Origin of the sequence: Cellulosimicrobium funkei (genome assembly GCF_900155925.1) — a bacterium.
Lineage (GTDB): Bacteria > Actinomycetota > Actinomycetes > Actinomycetales > Cellulomonadaceae > Cellulosimicrobium > Cellulosimicrobium funkei.
In genome coordinates this window covers 598,454-614,015 of record NZ_FTMI01000002.1, presented here as the reverse complement: position 1 = coordinate 614,015, position 15,562 = coordinate 598,454, and the positions used below count along the sequence as shown (strand labels likewise).

Sequence of the window (15,562 nt, the reverse complement as noted above, 5' to 3'; positions counted from 1 at the left end):
GCCGTCACGGGCCGTCGGCGGAACCTCACGGGCCGTCAGGCCCCGCGCACGAGGAGCGTCGTGACCGGCCCCATGACGATCGCGTACATCACCGCGAAGAACAGCGTGTGCAGGAGCACGAAGAGCAGCGCGTCCAGCACGGCGCCGCGCGCCCGGAAGTGGCGCACGAGCTTGCGCACGAACTGGACCGGGTGGGCGAGGTCCCAGCTGTTGAACCGCACGTACCGGCCGAGGTAGATCCCGACGGAGACGAGCGCCAGCACGACGAGCACCACGACCCACGACACGGGACGGCGGAACGGGGCGTCGTCGTCCGGGTAGAGCACGATCGCGAGCAGCGCCTGCGCGAGGAACACGTTGACGAGCGTGTTCATCACGCCGGACAGGGCGAGCGTGAGCACGGCCACGATGTCGTACCAGAGCGGGACCTCCTCGCCCTCCTGCCGGTGGCTGTAGTTCAGCTCGGTGACGAGGTAGCCCGCGTTCGGCAGGAGCAGCAGCCAGACGCCGAACCCGACGACGGCGCACGTCACGACCGCCCACGACGGGGCGCCGCCCGCGATGAGCACGGCGTCGACGAGGACGACGAGCCCGAGCACGATCACCGGCGCGATCGAGAGCCCGATGTTGAGGAGCATCGGCCGGTACACGCGCGTGCGGTACAGCGGCGCGCGCAGCACCACGAGGGCGAGCGCGTACACGTTGAGCAGGGCCACGCCCCCGAAGAGCCAGTCGAGCACGACCCCACGGTACGGGGGGTTCCCCGCGCGCGGCGCGGGGAGCGTCGTTAGCGTGGAGGTGCTCGACGCAACGATCTCCCCCGTGCCCGACGACGGGCACCTCCCCCCAGGAGTCGCCATGGCGCAGCAGGACGCGGGCAGGGCCGCCGGACCCGCCGCGACGACGACGTCGACGTCCACCTCCCCGACCCTCATGCTCGTCCTCGCGACCGTCGGGTTCGCGGTGAACTTCTGGGCCTGGGCGCTCATCAGCCCGCTCGGCGCGGCGTACGGGCAGCAGTACGACCTCACCGACGTGCAGGTGTCCGTGCTGGTGGCTGTCCCGGTCGTCGTCGGGTCGCTCGGCCGCATCCCCGTGGGGGCGCTCACGGACCGCTACGGCGCGCGCATCATGTTCCCCCTGGTCAGCGCGCTGACGATCCTGCCCGTGCTGTTCGTCGGGCTCGTCGCGGACAGCTTCGTCTGGCTGATCGTCGGCGGGTTCTTCCTCGGTCTCGGCGGCACCGCGTTCGCCGTCGGGGTGCCGTTCGTCAACGCGTGGTACCCGCCCGCGCGGCGCGGCACCGCCGTCGGGATCTTCGGCATGGGCATGGGCGGCACCGCGATCTCCGCGTTCACCACCGTCCGCATCCGCGACGCGTGGGGCGACGCCGCCCCGTTCCTCCTCGTCGCCGCCGTCCTCGCGGTGTTCGCCGTCGTGTCGTGGCTGCTGCTGCGCGTCCCGCCCGGCCGGGCGACCGCCCCCGCCGGCGGGTTCTGGTCCCGCACCTGGGCGACGTTCCGCCTCCCCGCCACCCTGCAGCTCTCCTGGCTGTACGCCGTCGGGTTCGGCGGGTTCGTCGCGTTCTCCGTCTACCTGCCGACGTTCCTCGTCAACGCGTACGACCTCACCGCGTCCGACGCCGCGGCCCGCACCGCCGGGTTCGTCGTGCTCGCCGTCGTCATGCGGCCCGTCGGGGGCGCGCTGTCCGACCGGTTCGGCGGCGTGCCGGTGTCCGTCGCGTGCTTCGCCGTCGTCACGGCGCTCGCCGCCGTCGTCGCGTTCCAGCCGTCGCTCGTGCCGGTCGGGACGATCGCGTTCCTCGGCCTCGCCGCCGCGCTCGGCGCGTCGTCGGGCGCCACGTTCGCCCTCGTCTCGAAGGTCGCACCGGTCGAGAAGGTCGGCGCGGTCACGGGCCTCGTCGGCGCGGCGGGCGGCCTCGGCGGGTTCATCCCGCCGCTGCTCATGGGCGCCGTCTACCAGCTCGAGGGCACCTACGGCCTGGGCTTCGGGCTGCTCGCCCTGACCGCCCTGCTGACCCTGCTGTTCACCCTCGGCCCCGTCCGCCGCGGTGTCCAGGCCCGCGCCGCCGCTTCGTCGTCCTGACCCGCCCGGGGGAGCCCCGCACTCGCGAGATAGAGCCGTGGTCACGCGAGGTAGAGCCGGGGTCGCGCGAGGTAGAGCCGGGGTCGCGCGAGGTAGAGCCGGGGTCGCGCGAGGTAGAGCCGCGGTCACGCGAGGTAGAGCCGCGGTCACGCGAGGTAGAGCCGTGGTCACGCGAGGTAGAGCCGTGGTCGCGCGAGGTAGAGCCGTGGTCACGCCCGACGGCGCGTGGTCGCCCCGGGTGGGCGGGGTGGGTGGTGGTGCCGCGTCTACCATCCGCCGCTCGTTCCTCGCGGCTCCCGCCAGGCCCGCCACGACGCGGCACCACCACCCACCCCGCCCGGCGTCGTCTCACCTCTGTCTCCCCGGCCCGAGCAACTACCCGCGGTGTCAGGTGCGCTCGCACCGCACGGCCCACCGGGTCACCGCGGTCGCGCCGGAACTCGGTGACGAGCAGGTGATCTGGGCTCGTCCTGGTCGGCTGACGGGCCACAATCACCTGCTCGCCGGAGGCCGCGGCCTATGGTGGACAGGGGTGTCACTCGCCCCTCCGAGCCGGCGCGGCCGGGGGGGTGGTGCCTGGTTCCACCACGGTCTTCGCCATTGACCACGGCTCTACTTCGCGTGACCACAGCTCTACCTCGCGTGACCACGGCTCCACCTCGCGCGACGGCGGTTCGATCGCGAGGTCAGTCCGACGCCGCGGAGCCGCGGGCGACGAGGCGCGGGAGGACGAACCAGAGGCCGACGAGCAGCACGAGCGCGCAGCCGCTCGACCACAGGGCGGCGGTGCGGTTCACGACGACGTCGACCACGAGCAGCACGGTCCCCGTGACGACGAACGCGAGGACGAGCACGCCGAACCGCGCGATCCGGTCGCTCAGGGTCACGAGCGTCGTCTTGCGGTGCCGGCGGAAGAGCGTGCGGTGCAGGCTCACGGGCGTCACGAACAGGCCGGTCGACAGCACGGCCAGCGCGACGAGCGCGAGGTAGACGTCGGTCTGGAAGGTGTCGAGGTCCCCGAAGCGCTGCTGGAACGGCAGCGTGAGGAGGAACCCCGTGAGGATCTGCACGCCCATCTGCATGACGCGCAGCTCTTGGAGCAGCTCTGCCCAGTTCCGGTCGGACCGTTCCTCGGCCGACTCGTCCCGCCCGTCGCTGACCTGGGTGGTCACGGTTTCCTCCCTCGCGCCGACGCTGGGATAATCTTCAGTCTGCTGGGGTCAGGAATCGGCTCCGTCCTGCTCGATCTCCGGGGACCCCCATCGATGGACGCTGCCCTGCCCGCCGACGCCACCGAGCCCGACGACGTCGTCCCGCCCGCTCTCGCCGACCTCCTCGCCGCCCTCGGCCCGGGTGACCCCCAGCCGGTCGGCCGCTTCCGCGTGGACATCGCGACCGACTCGTGGTGGTGGTCCGACGAGGTGTACGAGATGCACGGTTTCGCGCCGGGCGAGGTCGTGCCGACGACCGCCCTCGTCCTGTCGCACAAGCACCCCGAGGACCGCGAGCGCGTCGCGAGCGAGCTCGCGCAGGCCGCGCGGACCGGGGAGCCGTTCGGGTCCATGCACCGCATCGTGGACGCGACGGGCGCTACTCGCACGCTCGCCGTCGCGGCGCAGGGGAAGAACCCGGGCGCGGAGCTGCCCTGGGCGCACGTGGTGGGCTACTTCGTCGACCTGACGACGGCGCACGCCGAGGCCGCGCGGCGCGAGGCGACCGCGTCGATCCGGGCCGCGGACGCGTCGCGCTCCGTGATCGAGCAGGCGAAGGGCGTGCTCATGGCGGCGCTGCGCACGGGACCCGACGACGCGTTCGAGGTGCTGCGCCGACGCTCGAACGACGTGAACGTCCCCGTCCGCGAGCTCGCTCGTCGCCTCGTGGAGGGCGTGGTCGGCGGCGCCGAGACGGCCGGGCCGCTGCTCGACGAGTCGGTCCGACGCCGGGTCGACGCGCTGCTCGAGGCGCCGTGCGCCGACGAGCCGGCCACCGGCGGCTGAGCGCCGGGGCTCAGTCCCCCGCGGGCGCGCCGACGCCGGGGATGCGGCGCGTCTCGACGATCTCGCGGGCGACGTCGACGAGCTTGATGTTCGCGTCCTGGGACACGCGGCTCATCACGGCGAACGCGCGGCCCGGCGTCAGGGAGTACCGCTCCATGATGATGCCCTGCGCCTGCCCGATGAGCGTGCGGGTCTGGACGGCGGACTGGAGCTGCTCCTCGGTCCGCGCGGCCGAGATGGCCGCGGCGGCGACGGCCGCGAACGTCGAGGCGAGGTGGTGGGCGTCCGGGCCGAACGCGTCGCGCGAGCCGGAGTACATGTTGAGCGCGCCGTGCGCGTTCTCGGACGTGTAGAGCTGGACGCACAGCATGGAGCCGACGCCGAGCTCGCCCGCAGCGCGCGGCGCCCAGCGCGGCCAGCGCGGGTCCGCCGCGACGTCCCCGGACTCCACGAGCGCGTGCTCGCGGATCGCGTCGAGGCACGGGCCCTCGTCGAGCTCGTACTGGAGCGCGTCCCCGCGCGCCACGACCGGGTCCGACACGGCCGCGCTCTCGATGCGGCGGCGGGTCACGAGCGAGATTCCGGCCTCGTCGCAGCCGTCGACCATCGCCACCGCGAGCTCGACGACGCGGTCGAGGGTCTGCTGGAGGGTGGGCTCGTCGGCGAGCGCGCGGGCGGCGTCCGCCACGAGGCCTGCCACCGTCGCCTCCTCCGCCATCAGGTCGACGACGGGGACCTCGGTCAGCGGTGCTCCGGACCCTCCCGGGGTCGGTTCGCCGCTCGTTCCGCGATCGGTGCTCATGGATGGTCTCCTTGTCTCCGCCGCAAGCCTACGTCGCGGCGGGCCGGAGCACGCACGGTGTCGGAGGCCCCGCCCGGGCGTCACCGGGGCGGGGCGGGGGCGGCGGCCGTCTCGCCCGCACAAGGCGTGGCGGCTGTGACCCTCTCACGGGCGCCGTCGCTCTCGCGGCGGTCCCGCCCCCGGGCGGGCGCGGACGCCCACCCTCCGACCCTCCCGGGTGAGCCGCGGTCTCACCGTCCGCGGCTCCCCCGGCGAGGAGGTGCCCGTCAGAACACGGGCTTGCCTCCCGTGACACCGAGGACGGTGCCGGACACGTAGCTCGCGTCCGTCGGGGAGGCGAGGAAGACGAACGCCGGGGCGACCTCCGCGGGCTGGCCCGCGCGCCCCAGCGGGGTGTCCTTCCCGAACTGCTCGATCTTCTCCTCGGGCTGGGTGGCCGGCTGGAGCGGCGTCCAGATCGGTCCCGGCGCGACGGCGTTCACGCGGATGCCGCGCGGGCCGAGCTCGGCCGCGAGGTTCACCGTGAGGTTGTTGATCGCCGCCTTCGTCGACGCGTAGTCGAGCAGGGACGTCGACGGCTGGAACGCCTGGATCGACGAGTTGTTGACGATCGCCGCGCCCTCGCCCAGGTGCTCGAGCGCCGACTGCGTGATCCACAGCAGCGCGTAGAGGTTCGTCTTGAGCACCCGGTCGATCTCGTCCGTCGTGACGTCCTCGATCGACTCGCGCCGCGCCATCTGGAAGCCGGCGTTGTTGACGAGCACGTCGAGCCCGCCGAGCTCGGCCGCGGCGCGTCCGGGCAGGGCCCGCGCCGTCGCCTCGTCGGTGACGTCGCCGGGCAGGAGGGCGCACGTGCGGCCCGCCTCGCGGACCCAGCGCGCCGTCTCCTCGGCGTCCTCCTGCTCCTGGGGCAGGTAGCCGATGGCGACGTCGGCGCCCTCGCGCGCGAACGCGATGGCGACGGCGCGGCCGATGCCCGAGTCACCGCCCGTGATCAGCGCCCGACGGCCCTCGAGCCGCCCGGTGCCGCGGTAGGACTGCTCGCCGTGGTCGGGCACCGGATCCATGCGTCCGGTGAGGCCCGGGGGTTCCTGCTGCTGGGCCGGGAAGGTGGTCTCGTCGGTCATGTCGTTCCTCCTTCTCGTGTGGGGTTCTCGTCGTGCGCGGGGCCGTCCGGCTCAGGAGCGGGCCGGCTCCCGACGACGCGCGAGCTGCGCCTCGTGGGCGCGGGGCCGCGCGACCGGACGGACGGCGGCGAACGCGCCCGCGACCGTGGCCTCGGCCGTCGGGCCGACCCCGCCGGCCTTGCTCAGCGCACGCATCACCTGCGAGGCGGTCTCCTGGACGGGGACGCCGGCCTCGCCGGCCGCCTCCGCGAGGAGCTGGCCCGCCGCGACGTCGTCGACGCCGTGCACGGCCATGAGCACGCCCTTGACCTGCTCGACGGCGGCCTGCGCGACGAACGCGCGCGTGACGGCGCGCTGCGACTCGCGCTCCAGCGCCTCCTTGTGCGTCGGGGTGACGTCGACGACGTACCCCGCGATCTCGACGACGCGACCGCGCGCGTCCCGTCGGCCCTGTCCCGTCACGACGACGGACCGGGCCTTGCCGTGCCCGTCGACGATCCGGTGGGCGCACGAGAACGGGCGACCGGAACGGATCGCCTCCGTGGCGGCGCGCACCACGCGGGCGCGGTCGTCCGGGTGCTTGCGCGAACGCAGCGCGTCGAGGCTGGGCTGGACGTCCCCCGGCGCCCAGCCGTGCATGGTGTACACCTCGTCCGACCACCACCACGTCCCGGTGCCGAGCTCGACGCGGTACTGCCCCACGAGGAGGTGCGTGCCCACGGCGAGCACCTCCGCGAGCGCGGCGGGGCGCACGGGCGCCGTCTGGTCGGGGCTGAGGGTGGTCACGGGGATCGAGGCCATGTCGTCCTCCCAAGGTTCGGGGGGCTTCGGGCCGCTTCATGACTCCGGTGCCCAACGTAGCCCACCCTCCCGAGGTCGGCACCCGGGCTCGGCTACGGTGCGGGCATGATGCGCGAGCCGAGTCGGACGATCGTCCAGCACGCCGCGGACGCGCTCGCGCTCGTCCGCCCGACACCGCCTGCGGACACCCCGCTCGAGGACGCCGTGGGCGCCGTCCTGGCCGCCGACGTCGTCTCCGTCCTGGACGCCCCCGCGTTCGACGCGTCCGCGATGGACGGGTACGCGGTGCGCGCGCAGGACGTGGCGGGGGCGACGCCGTCGGCGCCCGTGGTGCTGCGCGTCGTGGGCGACGTCGCGGCCGGGGACGCGGGTCCGGCCGGGCTCGACGTCGGCCTGGGACCGGGCCAGGCGGTCCGGATCATGACGGGCGCGCCCGTGCCGCCCGGGGCGGACGCCGTCGTGCCCGTCGAGCGCACGTCGACCGGCCGCTTCACGCCGGGCGCGGCCGGGAGCGGGCCGACGACGGTCGCCGTCCACGACGCGTCGCGCACCCACGTGCGGCCCCGCGGGGAGGACGTGCGGCGCGGCGACGTCGTCGTCGCGGCGGGCACCGTGCTCACCGCGCGGCACGTCTCGGTCGCGGTGTCCGCGGGGCACGCGGCCGTGCCCGTCCATCGCGCGCCGCGCGTCGCGGTGCTCTCCACCGGCAGCGAGCTCGTGGCCCCGGGCACCACGCCGGGACCAGGGCGGATCCCCGACTCCAACTCCGTCCTGCTCGCCGCGTCAGCGCGGGCCGCGGGCGCGCGCGTGGTCCGGCGCGGGGCCGTGGGCGACTCCGCGGCGGCGCTCGTCGCGACGCTGGACGGGCTCCTCGACGCGTTCGACGGCGCCCCGCCCGACCTGCTCGTCAGCACCGGCGGGGTGAGCGCGGGCGCGTTCGACGTCGTGCGCGAGGTGCTCGACCCGGCGACGCGCGCGGGCACGCCGTGGCAGGACGCGGTCACCGACACCCGGCTCGTCGCGGTCGGCATGCAGCCCGGCCGCCCGCAGGGCCTCGCGCGCTGGCGAGGCGTGCCGTGGCTCGCGCTCCCGGGGAACCCGGTGAGCGCGTACGTGTCGTTCGAGCTGTTCGTGCGGCCGGTGGTCGACCGGCTGCGCGGCGTACCCGGGCCGGGTCGCGCGCTCGTCCGGCGCGTCGCCGCCGCGGGGTGGTCCTCGCCGGCCGGGCGCGAGCAGCTCGTCCTCGTGCGCCACACCGAGCCCGACGGCGCGCGCGTCGTCCCCGCGGGCCGTCGCCCCGAGGAGGACACGACGGCGCGCGGCTCCGGCTCGCACCGCCTGAGCGCGCTCGCGCACGCCGACGCGCTCGCCGTCGTCGGGGCCGACGTCACGGCCGTGGCGCCGGGCGACCCCGTGCAGGTGCTGCTGCTCTGACCCCGGCGCTGGCCTCGGTCACTTCGCCGGGGGCGGCGGGTGGCCCTCCGACGCCTGCACGACGACGAACCCGCGCCCCGAGAGCGCGAGCTGGTACGCCTCGCCGGAGCCGCGCCCGATCGCGGCCCCGAGCTTCGCCGTCTTGCGGATCGAGGACTGCAGCGACGTCGACCACAGCACCGCGGCCTGCATGTCGACGAAGGTGGGGACGTCGACGTCGAGCACGACGGGCGTGCCGAACGCGGTGACGGCCAGCGCCCCGGTCCCGGTGAACGTCGTGTTGAACAGGCCGCCGCTGAGCATCGACGCGCCCTCGACCCGGTTGATGTCCCACGCGAGCGAGCTCTCGAACGCGAGCACGTTCGCGCCGTTGACCGTCACGCCCTCGTCCTCCAGGTGGAGCACGAAGACCTGGTCCGCGTCCTGCGCGAGGAACACGTCGCCGCTGCCCGAGACCTTCATGAGCGACATGCCCTCGCCCGTGAACGCCTTCTTGAACATCTTGCCGAGACCGCCGCTGCCCTCGTACGCGAAGTCGACGTCGCCCTGGTAGGCGACCATCGAGCCCTGCTTCGCGAAGAAGAACCCGCCCGTGCCGCGGAGGTCGACCTTGAGCATGCGGTCGTTCTGGAGCTGGAAGCTGCCGGGCTCGACGGAGCGCTCGGCGTGGTCGAGGAGTGAGCTGCGCATGGGTCGATCCTCGCGGTCGCGGGCCGCGAGCGCACCCGAGCCCGCGACCGGCCTCGAGCGTGGGGCCGCGCGCTGCGCCGCGTGCGAGAGTGGCGGCATGAGCTTCACGCACCTCGACGAGCGCGGGCACGCGCGGATGGTCGACGTCACCGCCAAGCAGCCGACCGTCCGCTCCGCGACGGCGACCGGGACCGTGCGGTGCTCGCCCGACGTCGTCGCCGCGCTGCGCGACGGGACCGTCCCCAAGGGCGACGTGCTCGCCGTCGCGCGCGTCGCCGGGATCGCGGCCGCCAAGCGGACGGCCGAGCTCCTGCCGCTCGCGCACGTCATCGGGGTCCACGGGGCCGTCGTCGACCTCGTCGTGGGCGACCACGGCGTCGACGTCACCGCGACCGTCCGGACCGCGGACCGCACGGGCGTCGAGATGGAGGCCCTGACGGCCGTCGCCGTCGCGGGGCTCGCGGTCGTCGACATGGTCAAGGGCCTCGACAAGTCCGTCGAGCTCACGGACGTCCGTCTCGTCGCCAAGACCGGAGGCAAGTCCGGCGACTGGCACCGCGAGCCGTGACGGCCCAGCCCGACGACGGGTCGGCACCCGACGGGCCGGGTCGGCACCTCGAGCTGCCGATCCCCGCACGGGGTGCCGAACCGTCCCTCGCGTTCGACGCCGTCGTGCTGGCCGGGGGCCGGGCGGAGCGGCTCGGGACGCCCAAGCCCGGGCTCGTCGTCGGGGGTCGGCCGCTGCTGGAGCACGCACTTGCGGCGACGGCGGGCGCGGCGCGGACGGTCGTCGTCGGGCCGGACGAGCTCGCCGCCCCGGGGCGCTACGTCCGCACGCGGGAGGACCCGCCGTTCGGGGGGCCCGTCGCCGGGATCGCGGCCGGGCTCGCCGCCCTGCCCGACGACGGCCGCGCGCCCTGGGTGCTCGTGCTCGCGTGCGACGTCCCGCGGGCCGCGGAGGCGGTGCCCGCGCTGCTCGCCGCCGCACGCCGCCGGAGCGGCGAGGTCGCCGTGCACGCGGTGCGCGACGGACGGGAGCAGTGGCTCGTCGGCCTGTACGAGCGCGCGGCGCTCGACGCCGCGCTCGCCGCGCTGCCGACCGTGCACGGCGCGTCGGTGCGGCGCCTGCTCGCCGGGCTGCCCGCGATCGGCGTCCCCGACGACACGGGCGCCACCGACGACGTGGACACGTGGGAGGATGCCCGCGAGCAGGAGCGCCGCCTGGCCGCAGGCGCGCCCGCGGTGCCCGGCGCCCCGCCCGCCGGCACCCCCGACGACGGCAGGAGGCCACGATGACGAACCTCGAACGCTGGTTCGACGCGCTCGCGCAGGACCTCGGTGTCGACCCGGAGGTCGTCGACATCGGCGCGGTCCTCGACCTCGCGCGCGACGCCGCGCACGGCATCGAGCGCCCCGCCGCGCCCCTCACCACGTTCGTCGCGGGCTACGTCGCCGGGCTCGCCGCGCACGACGGTTCGGGCCGCAGCGTGCAGGACGTGCTCGACCGGGCCGCCGAGCTCGCGCTCGCGTGGACGCCCGAGCCCGAGCTGCCCGGCACCGCGGCCCCGGCCGAGATGCAGGACTGAGAGATGGCGACCGTCCGCTACTTCGCCGGCGCGCGCGACGCCGCCGGCACCGAGTCCGAGACCGTCGACGCGACGACGGTCGGCGAGCTGCACGCCGCGGTCGTCGCCCGGCACGCGGCGCTCGCCGACGTGCTCCCGCGCTGCTCGCTCCTCGTGGGAGGCGTCCGCGCGACGAGCGACGACACCCGGATCACCGAGGACGAGACGGTCGACGTCCTCCCCCCTTTCGCCGGCGGCTGACTGACCCCGCCCGGCCGACCCCACCCCGTGCCGAGCAGGCGGTCCTGGCTCGTCACGGCCCCAAACCCGCCACGACCGCCTGGTCGGCCTGCCCCGACGGCCTGGTCGTCAGTGGTCGCCGCCGTCGAGCTGGGCGAGGACGTGGGGCAGGAGCGGCTCCAGGACGGCCCAGCCGTCGCGCACCCCGCCCGTGGAGCCGGGGAGGTTGACCACGAGCGCGCGCCCGTGCGGGCCGGGCGCGACCCCCGCGACGCCGCGGGACAGCACCGCGGCGGGCACGTGGTCCACGCCGCGCCGACGCAGCTCCTCGGCGATGCCCGGGACCTCCTGCGCCAGCACCTCGCGGGTGCCCTCGGGCGTGAGGTCGCGCGGCCCGACGCCCGTCCCCCCGGTCGTGAGCACGACGCGCGCTCCCCCGGCGACCGCCCGGGCGACCGCGTCGCGGACGGGGGCGACGCCGTCGGGCACGAGGTCGGTGACGACCGCCCAGCCCGACGCCGCGAGCAGCCCCGCGAGGAGAGGTCCCGAGCGGTCCTCCGCCTCGCCGCGCGAGCAGCGGTCGGACACGGTGACGACGGCGACGGTCGCGTCCGCGGGCCGTCCGGTGGGTGCGGTCATGGCGCCACGGTAGCGAGCCCGGCCCGGCCCGGCGGGGACGGGACCACGGCGTGCGCTCACCGCGCACGATCCAGGCGACCTGGGCATAGTGGCTGTGGACCGACCGCCGCACCTGCTCGCCCAGGAGGCTCGTATGTCGTACCTGTCCGTGCCGTCGTCGCCGCCGGCGCGCCACCCCTGGTGGTGCCCGGTGGTCCCCGCCGCCCCGGGGGGCGGGAGCGCCGCATGACGACGACGTCGGAGGGCCCGCTCGAGGACGCGCTGCTGCGGCTCGGCAAGCACCTCAAACGCGGGACGGTGTCCGACGACCTGCGGCAGGTGTTCCTCACGGGCGGCCGCCAGGGCGACGTGTTCTACCGCGACCGCTGGTCCCACGACAAGGTCGTGCGCTCGACCCACGGCGTGAACTGCACCGGGTCGTGCTCGTGGAAGGTGTACGTCAAGGACGGCATCATCACGTGGGAGACCCAGCAGACCGACTACCCCTCCGTGGGGCCGGACTCGCCCGAGTACGAGCCGCGCGGCTGCCCCCGCGGCGCCGCGTTCTCCTGGTACACCTACTCCCCCACGCGCGTGCGCTACCCCTACGTGCGCGGCGCGCTGCTCGACGCCTACCGTGCGGCCCGCGCCGCCACGGGCGACCCGGTGCTCGCGTGGCGCAAGGTCACGACGGACACCGCCACCGCCCGCGCCTACAAGGCGGCGCGCGGCAAGGGCGGCCTCGTGCGCGCCACGTGGGACGAGGCGGCGGAGATCGTCGCCGCGGCGCACGTGCACACGATCGCGGCGTACGGGCCCGACCGCATCGCGGGGTTCTCCCCGATCCCCGCCATGTCGATGGTCTCCCACGGGGTGGGCGCGCGGTTCGTCCAGATGCTCGGCGGCACCATGCTGTCGTTCTACGACTGGTACGCCGACCTGCCCGTCGCGTCCCCGCAGGTCTTCGGCGACCAGACCGACGTCCCGGAGTCCGCGGACTGGTGGAACTCGACGTACTGCATCATGTGGGGCTCGAACGTCCCCGTGACCCGCACGCCCGACGCCCACTTCATGACCGAGGCGCGCTACCGCGGCCAGAAGGTGATCGTCGTGTCGCCCGACTACGCGGACAACACGAAGTTCGCCGACGAGTGGCTCGCCCCGCACCCGGGCACGGACGGCGCGCTCGCCCAGGCCATGGGCCACGTGATCCTCACGGAGCACTACGCGCAGCGCCGCACCCCGCAGTTCGCGGAGTACGCGGCCCGCTTCACGGACCTCCCCCACCTCGTCGTGCTCGAGGAGCACGACGACGGCTCGGGCACGACGTACGTGCCCGGGAAGTTCCTCACCGCGGCGGACCTGCCCGACGGCGTCGGGCGCCCCGGCGACGACGGCGCCGGCTCGGCGAACGCGCGCTTCAAGACCGTCGTGCTCGACGCGGACGGCACCCCGCGCGTCCCGCACGGGAGCCTCGGCCACCGCTACGGCGAGGCCGACGCCGGGCGGTGGAACCTCGACCTCGGCGACATCGACCCGCTGCTCTCGGTCGCCGACCCGCACGGCGTCTTCTGGGGCTCCCCCCAGACGCCTCCCAGCCGCGACACCGTCCCCGAGCGCCCGCTGTCGCCCGACCAGGGCTCTACCCCTGCCGACCAGGGCTCTACCCCGGCGGACCAGGGCTCTCCCCCGGCCGGGCTCTCGTACGAGACGGTCGCCGTCGGGCTGCCGCGGTTCGACCTCGACCCGGCCCCGGGCGACGACGCGGGCGCGCACCTGGGCGGTGCGGGCGTCGTCGTGCGCGGCGTGCCGGCGCGGCGGGTCGGCGGGCGGCTCGTCACGACGGTGCTCGACCTGCTGCTCGCGCAGTACGGCGTGAACCGGCCGGAGCTCGGCCTGCCGGGCGAGTGGCCCGCCGGCTACGACGACGACGCGACGCCCGCCACCCCGGCGTGGCAGGAGCGGTTCACGGGCGTGCCGGCCGCGGCCGCCGCGCGCATCGGACGCGAGTTCGCGCAGAACGCGCTCGACTCGGGCGGGCGCTCGATGATCATCATGGGCGCGGGGACGAACCACTGGTTCCACTCGGACACGATCTACCGCGCGATGCTCGCGCTGACCACCCTCACCGGCTGCCAGGGCGTCAACGGCGGCGGGTGGGCGCACTACGTGGGGCAGGAGAAGTGCCGCCCCGTCACGGGGTGGGCCCAGTACGCGGGCGGCCTGGACTGGTCGCGACCGCCGCGCCAGATGATCGGCACCGCGTTCTGGTACCTCGCGACCGACCAGTGGCGCTACGACGGTCTGCCCGCGGACGCGCTCGCGTCGCCGCTCGCACAGGGCCAGTTCTCCGGGCGCACGACGGCGGACACGCTCGTCGAGTCCGCGCAGCGCGGCTGGATGCCGAGCTACCCGACGTTCGACCGCAACCCGCTCGACCTCGTGGACGAGGCCCGCGCGGCGGGCAAGGAGCCGGCGCAGCACGTCGTCGACGAGCTCAAGGCCGGGAACCTGCGGTTCGCGTGCGAGGACCCCGACGACCCCGCGAACTTCCCGCGCGTCGTCACGGTGTGGCGCGCGAACATCCTCGGGTCGTCGGGCAAGGGCAACGAGTACTTCCTCCAGCACCTCCTGGGGACGGACGCCGCGGTCAACGCCGCGGAGTCCGGTCCCGAGCGGCGCCCGCGGTCGATGACGTGGCGCGAGGAGGCGCCGCGAGGCAAGCTCGACCTGCTCGTCACGCTCGACTTCCGGATGACGTCGACGACGCTGTTCTCGGACGTCGTGCTCCCCGCCGCGACCTGGTACGAGAAGCACGACCTGTCCTCGACGGACATGCACCCGTTCGTGCACTCGTTCAACCCGGCGATCGACCCGCCGTGGCAGACGCGCACGGACTTCGACATCTTCCACACCGTCGCGGCGAAGGTCTCCGAGCTCGCGGTGACGCACCTCGGGGTACGGGAGGACCTCGTCGCCGCCCCGCTCGCGCACGACACCCCGGACGAGATGGCCGTCCCGCACGGCGCGCTCACCGACTCGGGGCAGCCCGTGACGGAGCGCGAGCTTGTGCCGGGCGTGACGATGCCGAAGCTCGTCGTCGTCGAGCGCGACTACCCGGCGTTCGCCGCGCGCATGGCCGCGCTCGGCCCCCTCACCGAGAAGGCGGGCATGGCGACCAAGGGCGTGCAGTTCTCGCCCGGGCCGGAGGTCGCGGACCTCGGCCGGCGCAACGGGATCGTGCCCGACGGCCCCGCCGCCGGCCGTCCGCGCCTCGACCGCGACACGCACGCGTGCGAGATGATCCTCGCCCTCTCGGGGACGACGAACGGTCGCCTCGCCGTGCAGGGGTTCGAGCACGTCGAGCGCCGCACGGGCACGCCCCTGGCGGACCTCGCCCGCGACGAGCAGGGCAAGCGCGTGACGTTCCCCGACGTCCAGTCCCGCCCGACCCCGGTCATCACCTCGCCCGAGTGGTCGGGCTCGGAGCACGGCGGGCGCCGGTACTCGGCGTTCGTCGTCAACGTGGAGCGGCTCAAGCCGTGGCACACCCTCACGGGCCGGCAGCACTTCTACCTCGACCACGACTGGATGATCGAGCTCGGCGAGCACCTGCCGGTCTTCCGGCCGCCGCTCGACATGCACCGGCTGTTCGGCGACTCGCCCGTCGTGGGCGACACCTCGCCGTCGGGCTACCCGGGGTCCGCCGGGCACGCGGAGGTCGCGGTGCGGTACCTGACCCCGCACAACAAGTGGGCGATCCACTCGGAGTACCAGGACAACCTCTTCATGCTGTCGCTGTCGCGCGGCGGCCCCGGCATCTGGATGAGCCCGGCCGACGCGGCCAAGATCGGCGTCGCGGACAACGAGTGGATCGAGGCGTACAACCGCAACGGCGTCGTGGTGGCGCGCGCGATCGTCAGCCACCGGATGCCCGAGGGCACGGTCTACATGTTCCACGCGACCGACCGCACGATCGACGTCCCGCTCGCCGAGACGTCGGGCCTGCGCGGCGGCATCCACAACTCGCTCACGCGCATCCTGCTCAAGCCGACGCACCTCGCGGGCGGGTACGCCCAGCTCTCGTACGCGTTCAACTACCTCGGGCCCACGGGGAACCAGCGGGACGAGATGACGGTCGTCCGGCGCCGGAGCCAGGAGGTGCGGTACTCGTGACGCGGA

At 74.9% G+C, this 15,562-nt stretch carries 15 protein-coding genes; 8 read left to right on the top strand and 7 right to left on the bottom strand.

What is annotated here, in order from left to right; all coding sequences use genetic code 11:
* Positions 1–35 precede the first annotated feature (35 nt).
* On the bottom strand, positions 36–740 hold the full coding sequence (locus tag BXA05_RS06955; RefSeq protein WP_021482839.1) for a DUF1361 domain-containing protein: 705 nt from the start codon (positions 738–740) through the stop codon (positions 36–38).
* 118 nt (positions 741–858) lie between these two features.
* Here BXA05_RS06955 and BXA05_RS06950 point away from each other — a divergent pair, with 118 nt between their 5' ends.
* A complete protein-coding gene (locus tag BXA05_RS06950; RefSeq protein WP_076404428.1) occupies positions 859–2,106 on the top strand; it encodes an MFS transporter in 1,248 nt (415 codons plus the stop codon).
* A gap of 686 nt (positions 2,107–2,792) precedes the next feature.
* Here the strand turns inward: BXA05_RS06950 and BXA05_RS06945 are convergent.
* Positions 2,793–3,278: a DUF6328 family protein gene (locus tag BXA05_RS06945; protein WP_076404427.1), complete on the bottom strand. Its 486-nt coding sequence runs from the start codon at positions 3,276–3,278 to the stop codon at positions 2,793–2,795.
* Between the two features lie 93 nt (positions 3,279–3,371).
* Between BXA05_RS06945 and BXA05_RS06940 the strand changes: the two genes are divergently transcribed.
* On the top strand, positions 3,372–4,103 hold the full coding sequence (locus tag BXA05_RS06940) for a PAS and ANTAR domain-containing protein (protein WP_076404426.1): 732 nt from the start codon (positions 3,372–3,374) through the stop codon (positions 4,101–4,103).
* 10 nt (positions 4,104–4,113) lie between these two features.
* Here BXA05_RS06940 and BXA05_RS06935 read toward each other — a convergent pair whose 3' ends face one another.
* The 3 genes from BXA05_RS06935 to BXA05_RS06925 form a co-directional block, all read right to left on the bottom strand.
* A complete protein-coding gene (locus tag BXA05_RS06935; RefSeq protein WP_244550401.1) occupies positions 4,114–4,905 on the bottom strand; it encodes a GAF and ANTAR domain-containing protein in 792 nt (263 codons plus the stop codon).
* 266 nt (positions 4,906–5,171) lie between these two features.
* Positions 5,172–6,032: an SDR family oxidoreductase gene (locus BXA05_RS06930; RefSeq protein ID WP_076404425.1), complete on the bottom strand. Its 861-nt coding sequence runs from the start codon at positions 6,030–6,032 to the stop codon at positions 5,172–5,174.
* A gap of 51 nt (positions 6,033–6,083) precedes the next feature.
* A complete protein-coding gene (locus tag BXA05_RS06925; RefSeq protein WP_034653310.1) occupies positions 6,084–6,833 on the bottom strand; it encodes a PAS and ANTAR domain-containing protein in 750 nt (249 codons plus the stop codon).
* A gap of 105 nt (positions 6,834–6,938) precedes the next feature.
* Between BXA05_RS06925 and BXA05_RS06920 the strand changes: the two genes are divergently transcribed.
* A complete protein-coding gene (locus BXA05_RS06920) occupies positions 6,939–8,267 on the top strand; it encodes a molybdopterin molybdotransferase MoeA (RefSeq protein ID WP_076404424.1) in 1,329 nt (442 codons plus the stop codon).
* A gap of 18 nt (positions 8,268–8,285) precedes the next feature.
* Here BXA05_RS06920 and BXA05_RS06915 read toward each other — a convergent pair whose 3' ends face one another.
* Positions 8,286–8,957: an AIM24 family protein gene (locus BXA05_RS06915; protein WP_021483456.1), complete on the bottom strand. Its 672-nt coding sequence runs from the start codon at positions 8,955–8,957 to the stop codon at positions 8,286–8,288.
* A gap of 97 nt (positions 8,958–9,054) precedes the next feature.
* Here BXA05_RS06915 and moaC point away from each other — a divergent pair, with 97 nt between their 5' ends.
* The 4 genes from moaC to BXA05_RS06900 are packed head-to-tail and all read left to right on the top strand — an operon-like array spanning position 9,055 to position 10,783.
* Positions 9,055–9,525 (top strand): cyclic pyranopterin monophosphate synthase MoaC, encoded by a 471-nt coding sequence (moaC, locus tag BXA05_RS06910; protein ID WP_076404643.1) that lies wholly within the window; start codon positions 9,055–9,057, stop codon positions 9,523–9,525.
* Positions 9,522–10,253: a molybdenum cofactor guanylyltransferase gene (gene mobA, locus BXA05_RS19310; protein ID WP_244550400.1), complete on the top strand. Its 732-nt coding sequence runs from the start codon at positions 9,522–9,524 to the stop codon at positions 10,251–10,253. Before moaC ends, mobA begins: the two co-directional genes overlap by 4 nt.
* Positions 10,250–10,543: a DUF6457 domain-containing protein gene (locus BXA05_RS19305; RefSeq protein ID WP_083711603.1), complete on the top strand. Its 294-nt coding sequence runs from the start codon at positions 10,250–10,252 to the stop codon at positions 10,541–10,543. The genes mobA and BXA05_RS19305 overlap by 4 nt, the downstream gene beginning before the upstream one ends.
* Before the next feature lie 3 nt (positions 10,544–10,546).
* Positions 10,547–10,783 (top strand): MoaD/ThiS family protein, encoded by a 237-nt coding sequence (locus BXA05_RS06900; protein WP_076404423.1) that lies wholly within the window; start codon positions 10,547–10,549, stop codon positions 10,781–10,783.
* Between the two features lie 108 nt (positions 10,784–10,891).
* Here the strand turns inward: BXA05_RS06900 and BXA05_RS06895 are convergent, their stop codons facing one another.
* Complete coding sequence (locus BXA05_RS06895) at positions 10,892–11,401, bottom strand: MogA/MoaB family molybdenum cofactor biosynthesis protein (protein WP_076404422.1); 510 nt, start codon at positions 11,399–11,401, stop codon at positions 10,892–10,894.
* 225 nt (positions 11,402–11,626) lie between these two features.
* On the opposite strand from BXA05_RS06895, the gene BXA05_RS06890 reads away from it, so the two are divergent.
* A complete protein-coding gene (locus BXA05_RS06890; RefSeq protein WP_244550399.1) occupies positions 11,627–15,556 on the top strand; it encodes a nitrate reductase subunit alpha in 3,930 nt (1,309 codons plus the stop codon).
* The last annotated feature ends 6 nt before the right edge of the window (positions 15,557–15,562 follow it).